This is a genomic window from Nocardia terpenica, from assembly GCF_013186535.1.
Classification (GTDB): Bacteria; Actinomycetota; Actinomycetes; order Mycobacteriales; family Mycobacteriaceae; genus Nocardia; species Nocardia terpenica.
On sequence record NZ_JABMCZ010000003.1, the window covers coordinates 1851610 to 1865768 of the forward strand.

9 protein-coding genes and 2 pseudogenes are annotated in these 14159 nt (G+C 59.8%); 3 read left to right on the top strand and 8 right to left on the bottom strand.

Annotated elements, in window-relative coordinates; genetic code table 11:
• Positions 1-164 precede the first annotated feature (164 nt).
• Entirely contained in the window at positions 165-1208 is a 1044-nt protein-coding gene (locus HPY32_RS30195) for an alpha/beta hydrolase (RefSeq protein ID WP_067577907.1), read from the top strand.
• Positions 1209-1938: 730 nt separating this feature from the next.
• On the opposite strand, the gene HPY32_RS30200 is transcribed toward HPY32_RS30195, so the two are convergent.
• On the bottom strand, positions 1939-2577 hold the full coding sequence (locus HPY32_RS30200) for a transposase family protein (RefSeq protein ID WP_082870545.1): 639 nt from the start codon (positions 2575-2577) through the stop codon (positions 1939-1941).
• Positions 2578-3148: 571 nt separating this feature from the next.
• Here HPY32_RS30200 and HPY32_RS30205 point away from each other — a divergent pair.
• Positions 3149-3877 carry a papain-like cysteine protease family protein gene (locus HPY32_RS30205; RefSeq protein ID WP_082870546.1) on the top strand — a complete coding sequence of 243 codons (729 nt, stop codon included), beginning with the start codon at positions 3149-3151 and terminating at the stop codon, positions 3875-3877.
• A 955-nt stretch (positions 3878-4832) separates the two neighbouring features.
• On the opposite strand, the pseudogene HPY32_RS30210 reads toward HPY32_RS30205, so the two are convergent.
• From HPY32_RS30210 to HPY32_RS30240, 7 genes and pseudogenes are all read right to left on the bottom strand, one after another.
• A pseudogene (locus tag HPY32_RS30210) lies at positions 4833-5264 on the bottom strand (carboxyl transferase domain-containing protein); the annotation flags it as partial.
• Between the two features lie 184 nt (positions 5265-5448).
• Complete coding sequence (locus HPY32_RS30215) at positions 5449-6288, bottom strand: class I SAM-dependent methyltransferase (RefSeq protein WP_082870547.1); 840 nt, start codon at positions 6286-6288, stop codon at positions 5449-5451.
• 18 nt (positions 6289-6306) lie between these two features.
• A complete protein-coding gene (gene fadD32, locus HPY32_RS30220; protein ID WP_171983115.1) occupies positions 6307-8241 on the bottom strand; it encodes a long-chain-fatty-acid--AMP ligase FadD32 in 1935 nt (644 codons plus the stop codon).
• Positions 8242-8499: 258 nt separating this feature from the next.
• Entirely contained in the window at positions 8500-9759 is a 1260-nt protein-coding gene (locus HPY32_RS30225; RefSeq protein ID WP_156673848.1) for a glycosyltransferase, read from the bottom strand.
• Positions 9756-11177 (bottom strand): condensation domain-containing protein, encoded by a 1422-nt coding sequence (locus HPY32_RS30230; protein ID WP_082870548.1) that lies wholly within the window; start codon positions 11175-11177, stop codon positions 9756-9758. Before HPY32_RS30230 ends, HPY32_RS30225 begins: the two co-directional genes overlap by 4 nt.
• Positions 11174-12604 carry a condensation domain-containing protein gene (locus tag HPY32_RS30235; protein WP_082870549.1) on the bottom strand — a complete coding sequence of 477 codons (1431 nt, stop codon included), beginning with the start codon at positions 12602-12604 and terminating at the stop codon, positions 11174-11176. The genes HPY32_RS30230 and HPY32_RS30235 overlap by 4 nt, the downstream gene beginning before the upstream one ends.
• Before the next feature lie 454 nt (positions 12605-13058).
• Positions 13059-13232, bottom strand: a complete 174-nt coding sequence (locus HPY32_RS30240; RefSeq protein WP_156673849.1) for a hypothetical protein — start codon at positions 13230-13232, stop codon at positions 13059-13061.
• Positions 13233-13713: 481 nt separating this feature from the next.
• On the opposite strand from HPY32_RS30240, the pseudogene HPY32_RS30245 reads away from it, so the two are divergent.
• A pseudogene (locus HPY32_RS30245) lies at positions 13714-14100 on the top strand (transposase); the annotation flags it as partial.
• Positions 14101-14159 lie beyond the last annotated feature (59 nt).

A 14159-nucleotide genomic window follows, 5' to 3' on the forward strand; every position in this document is an offset into this window, starting at 1 on the left:
GGTATTTGGATGCTGGCTATGTGACTCATTCACAGGAGAGTTCTGTAGGTCGGGTGCTGGCAGTGTTGACGTCACGACTTGATCGAGTGGTATCGCGAGGGTAATCGATCGACTGGGAGGCTCAGGTGTCAAATCACATTCGCGCCGTAGAATGGGCAGCAGCAATGGTTTTGATCACGGGATCTGTCCTCGGGGCTAGCCCGGCTGGAGCTGACACCGTCGACCCTATCGTTGCGTCGAGGCAGCTGCTCGCCAGCCCGGTGGCGCGGGATGGATCGCGGATTGTCGAACTCGCGGTCGAGGACGATCACAAGCTGATGTTGCGCGTGCATTCGACGGCTATGGACAAAACGATCGCGCTAGACGTCCAGAGACCGGCCGATGCATCCGTGCCACGGCCGACCCTCTATTTGCTCGACGGAGCGACGGGTGGCCAAGACGATGCGACCTGGAGGAGCAGAGCCCCAGAAACCGTGCAGTTCCTGTCGGAAAAGAATACCAACGTGGTTACACCGATCGGCGGCGCGGCCAGCTATTACGCTGATTGGCGCTCGCCGGATCCTGCGCTGGGCGTCAACAAGTGGAAAACCTTCCTCGCCGAAGAGCTACCGCCCCTGATCGACGCTGCGTTGGGTACCAGCGGGCGCAACGCGATCGCGGGCATTTCCATGTCGGGTACCTCGGTGTTGCAGTTGGCGGAGGCCGAGCCCGACCTGTACAGGTCCGTGGCTGCCTACAGTGGGTGCGCCCAGATCAGCGATCCACTCGGCTACACCGCGGTCAATTCGGTCCTTCTCTGGAGCACTGGAATACCGGGCAACGGTGGTGCTTCCAGCGCCAACATGTACGGGCCGTGGGGCGACCCGATGTGGGCCGATAATGATCCATACCTACACGCGGACCGGCTGCGAGGGTTGGACCTGTTCGTTTCGAGTGGCTCGGGTCTGCCCGGGAGATGGGACAACCTCAACAGCCCATACATGTCCGAACCTCGCCTGCAAAACCTGTTCAACGAGTCGACAATCGGCGGTGTCATCGAAGCCGCCACCGACGCGTGTAGCCACAACCTGCAGGCAAGGCTGAACGCGCTCGGTATTCCCGCAATTTACGACTTCACGGCCACCGGCACCCACTCGTGGGGCTACTGGCACGATGCGTTGCTGCGATCGTGGCCGGTGCTGGCAAAGGGGCTCGGACTTCCTGCATGATGTAGTATGTGAAGTGTTATTCCGTCTTGGTGTTTAGTGTGCGCGGACAGTGCCGTTGGACTACCTAATGCGGGGTCCGCGAGAGTTGATAATGGCTCCATCATACCGACTGACTCGCTGAATGCTGCGGCCGTTGAATACGCCCACCTAAGAGTTCGCACCGCCGATGCGATCGGCAACTGCTCATTGTATCCTACTTCGGAGGATTGCATTGATTCTGTTCTGCTGCTTCCAGGAAGGGCATAGAACGAGTCGGCGGATGTGCAATAAGTATCGGCGAGACAGCTTTGTGGACCGTCATCTATGTTCTGGCTAGACTGGTACACGCAGCCCTTACGGGCTGTTATGTGATCCGCCAGGCGGCGATAAGCCCTCATATCGCTGCCTGGCGGACTCAATCTCAAGTTTACTTTACATAAATACCCCGAGGGTTATTCTAATGCGTCGCCATGATTCGGATGTATCGGCATCAGCCTGATCACTTCCGCCTTCAGGAAAGAAGATCGTTGCCGCACTGTTCGTCTGCAATGGTCGGGAACGACTCCGCGGCCTGGAACCGTAACTGTTCCCGGGCCCTTCGTCGCTCGGCGGTCAGCCCACCGCCCTGCGAATACCTCACCTCTCCGGTGTACCGCGCTGCGGCTCGGTGTGGCGCCACTCTCGCAGGGCCACGACAATCCCGGACAGGGGCAGGGTGAGCGGCCGGTGACCCGGTGGAGCAGGATCATGATCATTGCCAGGTAGATGACGTTTCCGAGGTGACGGTTTGGTATTCGTAGTCCTTCGACAGGCGACGGTACTTGCCCAGCCAGGCGGATGGGTCGGCCGAGCGGCGAGGTGCCAGCCGGTTGCTGGTCCTTTGCTTGGCCTCCCGTGGAACCGGACCGCTCTCCAGTGAACTACTGCGTGAGTGGTGCGACTGGCTGCCCCGATCCGGATCGGGCAAGGCCCGGATCTGCCGCAGCAGCGTCATCCGGCTGACTGTGACTGTCAGATGCCGGGTCATCCGGGCTCCCGCACGACCACCCAGTGCGAGTGCGACCGCGCACAGCAGCCGTTGCAGCATCGTTGTCCGCCGGGCATGGCGAGCGGCCAGCGCAGGATTCGGTTCGGCAAAAATCCTTCTGCCACAGTCGGAGTTGTCACAGAACAGCTTGCGCGCCCGCAGCCGTATCAGTACCTCCCGGCCTGCGATCGCAGTGTCTGATAGCCGCCGCTCGTAGCGACTGTGGACCCGCCGCGACAACCACCTACACTCCGGACACGCCGCCGCACCGCCGAGGGTGCTCGGGTCGATCCGCACCACAGGCCCGGCCGCCTGCACGTCTATGATCCGCAACTGCGCCAGGTGGGGGAACAACTCCGCCATCGATCCGAGGTCAGAGCACCCGCGACATGATGAATCATCAACTACCCGTTCGTATTCCGATCGGGTCAATCACCGACTTTCGTGCCAGATCCGCGTTTCACGTTCCGTTGACAGCGGTGTACTGGGGTCGTCGAGTGCCGTTCTGCACGTCATCTTGTCGGGGGAGTGATGGATCCTCATGAGAGGTGTGTTTGTAGGTAAGCATTTCTCGACCACAAGAATGTGCATTCGACCAGGCCGGTCTGTCCAGGTCTGGCTTATTGTCGGTAGGACGCCGGGCAAGAGTGAAGCTCTGAGAATGGAGCAGGTAATGTGGCGCTGATCGCAGATTGTCAGCGGTATTGATGCCTGAGTCGCGGCAAGGTAAAGTCCTGATCGGCTTCGGAAATAGAAGCGACTCACAACTATTGAGCGAACGGCACGCACAGTCGATGACAGGCGTTTTGCTTGTCGGCTAGTTATAACTGCATGTGTGGCTCGATTTTTAGAATTGAGCGCGCTTGTTCGGAACCCGCTCATGAAGTGACTTCCGGGACACTGTTCTCTCGGATCATCGGTAGAAGGAAGGTCAATGCTCAAGACTGGTTTGCAGTGGAAGGTCACTATCGCTGTCCTGGTTGCTGTCGGGCTTACGTCGGGAGTGGCGCAGGCTGATGCGCCTCTATTCCCGTCTGGGTCCGCTTCTGGTTCTGCTAGTGACCCGGATGCGGGGCAGGATGGTCTACTCCCCAATCCCAATGGTCCTACCGTGGACGATGTGCCTGACGATCCGATAGGCGGGGTCAAAAGATTAAAATTCAAGCAAGATCCACAGGAGGAAGATCAATGGTGCTGGTCAGCTGCCAGTGTATCCATCGCAGACTTCCATAAAAAGAAGATCTCGCAGGATGACTTCTGTCGGCATGTTTTTGGCATCGACTCTGCTACCGGTAAGTGTCCCAACCGGCCAGCAAACTTCGGCCAGGTAGTGCATGCATTCACGGAGGAAGGCTTCGATGCAAAGACTGTCGAGAAGCCCTTCACGCTCGGACAAATAAAACATGAAATTGACGCAGGTCGACCCATTGAGACGGGCGTTGAATGGCAGAATCGCACTTCAAATACTCCGGTTGGTGGGGGTCACGCGCGAGTTATTTATGGTTACAATGCCAACAAAGACACCATCGACTTCTCTGATCCGTGGGGCGCATCTACTCGCTACGAGACTGCGGATTATGATTTCTATCTAGATAATCCGGGCACAAGAGGTGTGAATGGTTGGAAGTATATTGACACCGTCTATGAGATCGAACCTCGATGACTTGAAAGCCGAGCCTTTCTCAGTAACCGCCACACCCACACCATATCCGGATCTACGTCCTACGTAAGTGTCGTTCGAGAGTGACGAGGATTCTCCGCTTCGCTCCAGTGCTGCAGCGAAGCGCGACCTCGTTTGCGGCGTGGCAGAACTAGTGAATGAGAGCAATCTTGCTTGTGCGTGAATGGAGGGTGTGATGTGATCTTCGGTAGATGGAATTCTCTGTTACCATTTCTTCGGGTTAGTATTTCTATTGCTATAGTTTTAAGCATTATTGCATCTCAGGTGGGCTGTACTCGACATAGTAGCAATGCTTCTCGGAGGATTGTGGGACTCACTAGCGCTCAGATCGCGCTCATATTGAACGTTGCAAGTGTGGGGTCGGCGCAAAGACTCGTGACTGCCTTTGCCAAAGGGGAAAATATTACGCCCTATGTCGTGGATGGGAATTCTGTTGTACCTGTGTATCGAATAAGCGACGAATTTATGTTACAAGGAGGGGGGACCTCTGATTTGGGTGAACTATATTACGTGGCTGTGCCGATTCGCATCGATGGCCGCAGTTCGGTTGATACTCTCAAACTTACTGTAGACGGTGGAGGGCGAGAGTTCATCCCTGTCGCGGTAGCATCAGGTGGGTATGAATGGTCTATGAGCAGAAGACTTACAGGAGAGGGGAAATTGCTTCAGAACGCGGAGGATTGGCTACAGTGGGATGACCGAGGCTTGCTGATGATCCAGTCGTGGAAGCACCCCGAGCTCGACGGTAAACGGCTGGATCCAGCGTCGTTTAGATATTAGTATTCGGTACGGATAGTGTCGTTTCGTTGATCGATGGCCAGCTTTTCTTGAGGCGTCCCGGTGCTTCGTTGCAATTGATGAGCGACCACACACCGCCAGCCAACTTGCCCGAAGAGGTCCCGTTTCGCACTTGTTCAAGATGGTGGGGCGAGGGCGGAATGGTGCCACCACAGTTCAGCGAGGTGACCGCCTCCTGCACGCGCGCACCGCCGGAATCGTTGATGCCGACCACCGGGCAGCCGATCTTGGCGGCCAGTTCCAGCACCGCGGCCACCTTGCGGCCGAACATCTCGCCGACCGAACCGCCGTAGACGGTCTGGTCGTGCGAGAACACCGCCACCGGGCGGCCCTCGACGAGGCCGTGGCCGGTGACCACGCCGTCGCCGTAGAGCGCGTCCTTGTCGCCCGGATTGCGCACCAGCGCACCGATTTCCACGAAGGTGCCCGGATCCAACAGCATGTCGATCCGCTCGCGGGCCGACGGAATTCCCTTGCGGGCCCGTTTGGCCACCCCCGCTTCACCCGCCGGCTCCTGCGCCAGTTCCAGTTTCTTCCGCAGATCGGCGAGTTTCTCGGCGGTACTGCTCACTTCTCTCCCTTCGCGATCGCCGCCAGCTTCTGGGTGAGAATCGGTGGATCATCTGCGAGGCAACCGGTTACGGGAAAGCAGACGCCGAAGGGGACCAGGGCCTGGCAGGAGAACGAGGGTCGCCTCTAGATGTCCGGATCGCATGAGGCCCATCTGTCTCCGGGCGCTCCAGCATCTACCTCCGTCAAGACAGATCGTTCCGTCGGCGTTGCGGCATCTGCTTACGTGTCCGAAACCCCCACGACGAGATCATCGTGGGACCGGTCTCGACGAAGGAAGGGTCGCTCAATGACCGCAGGGCCTTCGTGAATTGATTGTCTGTGGCTAAGCCGGCATTCACCGCGGATATGCGTGTCTGGGCGAGTGTCAACCGCCACAGAGCTGCGGTGAGAGTGCCTCCGCGTACCGTTGTGGTCTGACGATGGATACGTGTTTCGATCCGCTGCAATCCGTTGTCGGCCAGAGCCTCGGGAGTTCGCTGTGACCACGAGGGATCGAATCCTCTCGTTGTCTCAGACAGTATGTCGTGAGCTGCCATCGTCGCCGTGTACGCATAGTCGCTTCCTCCGACACGTTCCCAGTCGAATCCTTCGATGACTATTACACCCCCGGGCTTGAGCCAGCCGACCATACGGGTCAAGACTGACTCTCGCGCAGGAAGATAGTCCAGCATGAAACGAGCATGGATGAGGTCGAACGAGGCTTCAGGAAAATCGTCGACAGCTACGTCATGTCGTAGCGCCTGCAGGTTAGATTGGTGACTCTTCAATTGTCCGATCGCAAGGTCTGTGGCGATTACTCCGCCATCGGGTACCAAGTCGGCCATCTTGCGAGCGATTACTCCTCGCCCGGCCCCGACTTCCAGGCAGAGTAAATCACTCCTAATGTTGAGATTGGCTAGAACGGACATTGTTACTGGATCGCAAACTGATTCGAGCATATCCAATCGTCGCGCTTCACGTGCGTTGGCTGCAAACAATTGTTGTCCGTAGCGGGGCCGGGTTTCATTCGCTGACTTAGCCATCGTGAGCCTTCTCCTGATTTACCCGGTAGGCACATCATCGATATGCCACTGGCTCTTGGGTAGCTGCTGGTGTCCACCGCGCAGCGTGCCTTCCAGGTATTCGGCCTTGCAGGCGCGGCGGGCGATCTTGCCGCTGGAGGTGCGCGGGATCGAGCCGGCCGGGACCAACAGTACGTCGCGGGCGGTGACGCCGTGGCGGGCGGAGATCGCGCCGCGGACCGCGTCGGCGATCGGGCCCGGGTCGGCCTTGTGGGCGCCGGGTCCGCGTTCGGCCACGATCACCAGTTGCTCGGAGGAGTCGTCCGGGTCGTAGGTGAGGGCCGAGTGGCTGTCGGCGGCGAAGACCTCGGGGGGCAGCTGGTTGGCGGGGACCGAGAACGCGGCGATGAAGCCGGGGCGCAGCAGCTTGCTGGCCTCCTGGGCGGAGTATTCGAGGTCCTGGGGGTAGTGGTTGCGGCCGTCGACGATGACCAGGTCCTTGACGCGGCCGGTGATGTAGAGCTCGCCGTCGACGTAGACGCCGTAGTCGCCGGTGCGCAGCCAGGTGGCGTCGGGGTCGGTGCCCTCGGCGTGGCTGCCCGAGGGGAGGCGGTTGGGCAGCAGGTTCTTGAAGGTGGTGCGGGTCTCGGTGTCGCGTCCCCAGTAGCCGATGCCGATGTTGTTGCCGTGCAGCCAGATCTCGCCGACCCGGCCCTCCGGCAGCTCGCGCGCGCCGTCGGGGGCGTCGATGGTGTCGGGGTCGACGATGGCCGCCCACTGCGACAGCGCGATGTAGCCGCAGCTGACCTGCGGGATGGAATTCGGGGTGCCCTGGGCGACCTTGACGATGCGTCCCGCGTTGAGTTCGGTGCGGTCGACGTAGATGACCTTGGCTTCGTCCTCGTGCCGGGTCGCCGACACGAACAGGGTGGCCTCGGCCATGCCGTAGCAGGGTTTGATGGCGGTCTTGGGCAGTCCGTAGGGGGCGAACGCCTCGTTGAACTTCTTCATCGAGGAGGTGGTCACCGGTTCGCTGCCGTTGATCAGGCCGATCACGTTCGACAGGTCCAGGGACTCACCGTTTTTCGGCAGGCCGCGTGCGGCCGCGTGCTCGAACGCGAAATTCGGTGCGGCGGCGAAGGTTCCGGCGCCGTCGGAGACCGCGGCCAGTTCCTTGATCCACCGGTACGGGCGCCGCACGAACGCGCTGGGCGACATGATGGTGATGTACTTGCCGCCGATCGCGGGCAGGATCACGCACAGCAGGCCCATGTCGTGGAACAGCGGCAGCCAGGTGACGCCGCGGGAGTTCCAGTCCAGGTTGATCGCGTTCACCATCTGCAGCAGGTTGGTGCCGACCGCGCGGTGGGTGATCTCCACGCCCGCGGGGGTGCGGGTCGAGCCGGAGGTGTACTGCAGGTACGCGATGTCGTCGACGGTGATGTCGGGGCGCACCCACGCCTCGCCGAGCGTGTCGGGCACCGCGTCCACGGCGATGATGCGGGGGCGCTGCGGGGCCGGGAGCGCGCGGAACAGCTGGCGCACCCCGGCGGCGGAGGAGCTCGCCGTCAGGATGGCCGAGGGCGCGCTGTCGGCCAGCACCGCGTGCAGGCGGTCGGTGTGGCCGGGCTCGTCCGGGTCGAACAGCGGCACCGAGATGCACCCGGCGTAGATGGCGGCGAAGAAGGAGATGACGTAGTCCAGACCCTGCGGCGCCAGAATGGCCACCCGGTCGCCCGGCTTGGTCACCTGCTGCAGGCGAGCGGCCACCGCGCGCAGCCGAACACCGAACTCCTTCCAGGTCAGGTCCTGGTACTCGCCATCGCGCTCGCGCGAGTAGTCGATGTAGCGGTACGCAAGATCGTTGGCATCGTTGCGCGTGTGCTTCTCGACATAATCGACGAGGGTGCGGCCCTCGGGAATTCTGATGTTCCCGCTGTCGTCCAGGTAGTCGTCGAAAGTCTCGTCCGTCATTCCTTCTCCTCCGAGGCACGAGAAAACCGGGTTCAGATCCGGGACGATCTGCTCGTGAGTCCACACAGCCCGGCCACTTGATCGGCAAGCACGTCGGCTTCCTCCACGTATTGCGTCGTGAGCAGAATTTTGGCGTCGCCGACGAGCGGCCGGACAAGGGTCCACCTATCTCGTCGATTGCGGGGTCCTGCCTGTGTTCGTGAGAAATCTCCGCAGCTGACGGAAAATTTGGAAGCCTTGCGATGACGGTATTGAAGCTCACCGGGACCACCTCCTGGCCGTCACCGGTGCCGCGGGTGATGTGGTCTGCGCGAATTGTTCGATGATGTCAGCGGCTCGCTGCACCCCGTCATGGCGGAAGCCTGCGGCGAAAGCCGCTGCTCGCTGGACAACTGGATCGGAGGTCGCTGCCTCGAGCAGCGTGTCCAACTGTCGGCCGGTCAATCGCGAGAAAGGTACAGTAGTGCCGAGTCCTAGCGCTTGCAGCCGCTGTCCCCAGTAGGGCTGGTCGCCTATGAACGAGCACACCACGGAGGGCACGCCCGCTCGTAGCACGGCCGCAGTGGTGCCGGAGCCACCGTGATGAATGGCAACAGCGCAGCGCGGGAGAACTACAGAATGGTCGACACTGGGCACTATGACCAATTCGGGCGTGAAGACAGGATCGACTGCACTCCATCCGGCGACGAAGAGAAGCCGCCGCTCAGCTCGCTCACAGCTTCTGCGCAACAGCCTGATCGTGGCATCCGGATCAGCGATCGGCATGGAACCAAACCCGGCATACACGGGCGAGTTCCCGGCAGACAGCCATTCCGATAGCCGGTCATCCAGGATGCTGGTGCTGCTGGGCGGAACCAGAAATCCGGTGAACGGCCGATCTGATCCCCACTCTGTGCCCAGCGAGCCGAACAATCGCTCGTCATATGCCTGAATTGTGACCTCGGGAACTTTGCCGATGGGCGGCGCCCGACGGCTCAATGTATCGATGTCCGGCGCTACGGCCCACGCTCGGGCGTGACAGAAGGCACTCCAGCAGAGATAGTTCACCACGCCGGGTAGACGTTGCCCGAGCGCTGTCGGGATGACCGGTACTGATCGACTGGGTAGAACTGGAAAGAAATGTACAGCCGCGATGGGCACCCCGGCGTGGGCGGCCACTCCTCGCGCTAGCTCATGGTTGACCATCCCGCCGATTATCACGTCGACGCCGGCCGCTGCGGAGAGTGCCGAGAGGAGATCCTCGGCTGCCTCAGCGAGTCCTCGCCTGTTGTTTGCGCGCAGTGCGTGGATCCGCTTGATCGGATTGCCGGAAACGGGCTGGTTAAGGTGAGCGCGCAGTCCCTTGGCGGTATCCGGTCCAAAAGGTATGGCAGCTATGCCGTAGTCGGCTGCCGCATGAAGCAGGTTGGGTGGCAGTGCCAGCGTGACCTGATGGCCACGCCGGATTAGCTCACGGGTCAGCAGAATTCCTGGCTGGGTGTCTCCACGACTGCCGGTGAACGCGAGCAGAGCTCTCATGTACTCGACTCCTGGGTGACCGTGGCCGCGTTCTCCAAGCAATAGTCACCGGTAATGGCAATCGCTGCGAGAATATGGCGAAGACGACGTACGTAGTCGGATAGCTGTCGCCAGGCGGTCGGAGTATCGGGGAAGCCGATGCCCAGAGAATACTCGAATTCGTCGCGAACAACCCACATCGACACAGTGGAGGTAGTGCCGTCGGCCGAGAATATCCGAGTGTCCGCGTCTGGGGCCTCCGCTGCCGACGGTCGGCGGAGATCGAGCAGTGTCACGAAACTCGGCTCCCGAACAACGAGCTCACTGCCGCGCCCCGAACGCAATAACCGTTCGACTGCGATCTGTGCCGGCAAGAGCGACATCATCCGCCCGCGGTCCAGGGCGCTCCGCGCCGCCGACAGCGTACTGCTGAAATTGGTATGCGCAGGCAATGTGAACGACACCGGCACGAAATTGCACAGCCATCCTTGTGTTCTTGCGAAACGGGCACCGAATCGGGTGGCGAGGACGTTCAATGTCCAATAGTGCTCTCGCCCTGTCAACTCGTACTGGGCGAGTGCGAGTGCGCTGAATATCGCTTCCGACATCGTTGCTTCATACTGGGCTGTCATAGTGTCGAAGGCGCGCGTCTGCTGTCGGTCAAGTAAGGTCCAGTCGTGGAGCTGGCGGCAATAACGTTGGCCGGGCACCGTTCCGAGATCGAATGCTAGCTCGGGTAGTTTGAAGCCGGTTTCGGCCATAGCATGCTCCCAATAAGGATATAGATCGTGTGCGTCGTCGGCGCGGATGCGTTCATCCATGGCGTATTCAACGCTGGATCCACTGGGTTCCGCACCGTATAAGCGACCGCTCAGCTTCTGTCGATACCGATCGGCGAGCTCGAGAGCCCCCAGCATTTGTGATATGCCGTCGCTGAACGCGTGATCGGCAGCGAAAACCAGATTGAATCCGACACACTCGGGAATCACGGCGACCGCCGACCCAGGCCATTCAAAGGGAGATATCACTGCCTCGAAGTGCCTTCTCAGCCCCGAAGTCCAGTCCGTGCCGTCCACGGAAAAAGGCAATCCGGTGGCCACAAAGGCTATATCGGTACTATCCACGATATGTCGTGTGAACTCGGGATTGTGGCGATCGAACCATGTGCGTAATCCGTCGTGGGCTTCGATGAAGTCGGTTACCACCGCCACCAGGACATCGAGATCGAGATCTTCCGAAATCCGGGTCACCATACCGAGATACGCGTCGTTCGCGGATCCAGCGACGTTCGCACGCAGATGATCGATTTGGAGAAAAGTAGGCGGAACCGGTGAAGCCGGGGCTTGCAATGCGGCATTAATCGACGAAGTCGTCGGCGTTACGATAATCGGTCGCGAAGATGCGCGTAGTGCGGCATCAATGGGCTTTACTCGCATCATACCGCCCTCGCGCTGGCTGGCGAGACAGCACCGTCACCCTTAATTGATGGGATTCCTGCTCCGAACTCGCGGAGCGCCGCAGTGAACATCTCGACAAATCGCTGCACTGCCGCGGAATGCGAGTACGGGAATCGAGCCGAGATATTCAATCCATCCGCGGTCCGAGCGATCCAGAAGTACACTTCATCCAAAGAATAAGAATCTGCTCGAAGTACCCGACCCCGGAGAGCGGTCGTGAGTTCGTTGTCGAGCGTGCGGCGAACATCGAAAAAAGAGATCGCGAATCGCGGTACTTCAGTGACATTCAGTATTTCAAGGATATCGAGCGCCGGCGCCGTCCAAGCAACCTTGGCTTGGTGTAAAGCGTTGGCGGTGACGGCCAGAGCGTGAGTGAGGTCTGAATCGCCAGGCAATGATATTTGCATCGGAACCATATTAACGAACCATCCTATGGACTCCGACCAGCGTTTATCGGGGCGGCTAGCCACCGGCATGACGGTTCGAAAGTTCACGGTGCCCGATAGTCGATTCGAGGCCAGAGTCACGGCTGCAAAGACTGCTGTTGTCAAACGGTACCCGAGCGCAGTGACAGCGGCTTCGATCGCTGCGGCCTCAGTGTCATTGAGCAGCCAGCGAGATAAATTGATTTGTGGACAGCTACTGGGCGGAATATCGGTAGGTGTCGGCACCTGAAAGCGGGGTAGTTTCCCGTCGCCGACTTCGAGTAATTCTCTCCATAACGCTACTGCAGGACTTTCGGCGGTCAATGCTGCGCCAGCATGGCGCTCGAGGAGCGCATAGTCCGCCGGGCTGGCGTGAACGTCTGAGGCGCGTACAGCAGTGCCGTCCAGTAGAGCGTGGTACAAGGAACGCAGCTCGGTGACGATCAATATCTGGCTGTATGCGTCCATTACAGAATGGTCGGCACCGACCAACAACGTGAAGTTGCCGGTATCGTGATGTTCGACGGTAGCGATCAGACAGTGTGGCCATACTAGAGGTGATAGTCGTAACTCGAGCTCCGCAGTCAGGCGATCGTTTATCTGAGCAGAAGTGGCGGCATCTGCGATGCGTTCATTCACAATGTCGACATCTAGTTCGTCGCATGTCAGTCTTGTCAATCTGTCCTGCGGCTTCGACGCCCCTGCCACGGTGGTCCGCAATCCTTCATGACGAGCATGCCACACCCATAGGAGGTCGCGGACGGTACGTGCGTTGAAAGGAGCATCCATTTCGAAGACCGCGCCGATCCAATGACCTCTTCCGGGATATATATCCTCGGTGTCGAAGGAACGATAGTATTCTTTGTGCACACTGGTGAGAGGTCGGTCGTCAAAGTTCCATTCTGTCCCCGGTACACGGGTGGCACTCCATAACGTGAGGGTTCCCGGACGGATTCTATACGCCGAGAGTACAGTGTACTCCATTGCTCCTCGCCTCAGCTCTCCAACTATTTTACAGAGATTTCATGCAAAGCCGCTTCGTGTGAGTGGAATGAAGTTGGGGTGAAGATCGGCCAGCTCAGGTTTCCGTGTCGACGGCGACCGGAAGATATGTCACATATCGGAGGCGGCTCGCCCTCCGCCAAGCCTCCAGGCGTCCTTACTATACGATGGACATGCAAGATTACTCCAGTATGGTGTACATCACATTATTCCATATGGAATCTATCTGCACGATTTTTATCAATAGAACTCAATTGGATTCGTCCAGAAGGCGTAGGTGTAGGCGCCTTGATTCGAAAGTGAGTGAAATGGTATCGCTACCGCGACGTCAATGGTGATAATTACACCAAAGGTGACAATTGGGTGTCGCGATGTCATCGAGCGCTCCATCGCAGATCAGCATTCGCTGCGGTGGTGTGGATGCTGTCGTTGTCGATCACGACAACCCGTGGAGTGCGACGGGTCGCAGGAAGACAGTGAATCCCGCGCTGCGTGCGGCCAGCTGGTAGATCCAGTCTCCACTGGTCATATAGGACGCTCCGTAGATGGTGACGTGCTTGTTCTTGCCGTGTGAGCGCACCTGCGCTCCGGCCCACATTTTGGCAGCCATGTGGTGTGGATTTCGTCCTCGGCGAAGTCCAGTACCCGCCGCGGCAAGCGCAGCAGTCTTGCACGGATGGCGGACACCGTCAGGGCGTGGTCGAAGTCCCCGCGCCCGATGAGTTCCGGCCGCCGTCACCTGCTGCATCCAGCCGGTACAGGGTGTGCATGCTCATCATGGCTGGCCCAGCCGCTGTCCAGATCCGCTGAATCGTCCACGGTCCAGGTATTTCGAGCAGGCCGATGATCCGGGCAGCCATAGCCCGTGTCGACGGCAGGTGAAAACTGGATCTGGCACGAAGTCGGACTTCGTGCCAGATCCCGGTTTGGCGTTCCGTTGACAGCCCCCGAGTCCTGCGGAAAGACAGTGCCCCCACCGGCGCGCCGGGAGAGCCGGATCGCTGAAGGGATGTCGTGCCCGCCGTTGGCGTGAGCACTGTTTCATTAGGTCGCGACGATCTCCCGTCGGCTGCCGTGTTTGTCGACACGACGGGACGGACCTGGGGGCGCGTGTGCTTGCCGAGTTCGGCGACGACCCGAAACGCTATGCTACGGCGAAGGCCCGCAAGAATTATGCTGGCACGAGCCCCATCACGCGGGCGTCCGGCAAGAAAACTGTCATCGCAACACGATTCGTGCACAACGATCGACTCGTCGACGCCCTCGGCCAGCAGGCGTTCACCGCCATCCGCACCTCGCCGGGCGCACGCGCCTACTACGACCGACACCGCGCACGCGGAGTCGAGCACCAGGCCGCGCTGCGTCAGGTCGCCAATCGTCTCGTGGGCATCCTGCACGGCTGCCTGAAACACCGAACATGCTACGACGAGACAACAGCATGGCAAAACCAGTCGACTGAAAAGGTCGTTGCAGCTTGATATTCCGGAACCAGGGATGTCTTTCTGGTGGCGAAGTCTACTTTGCTGTATCCGCGGCT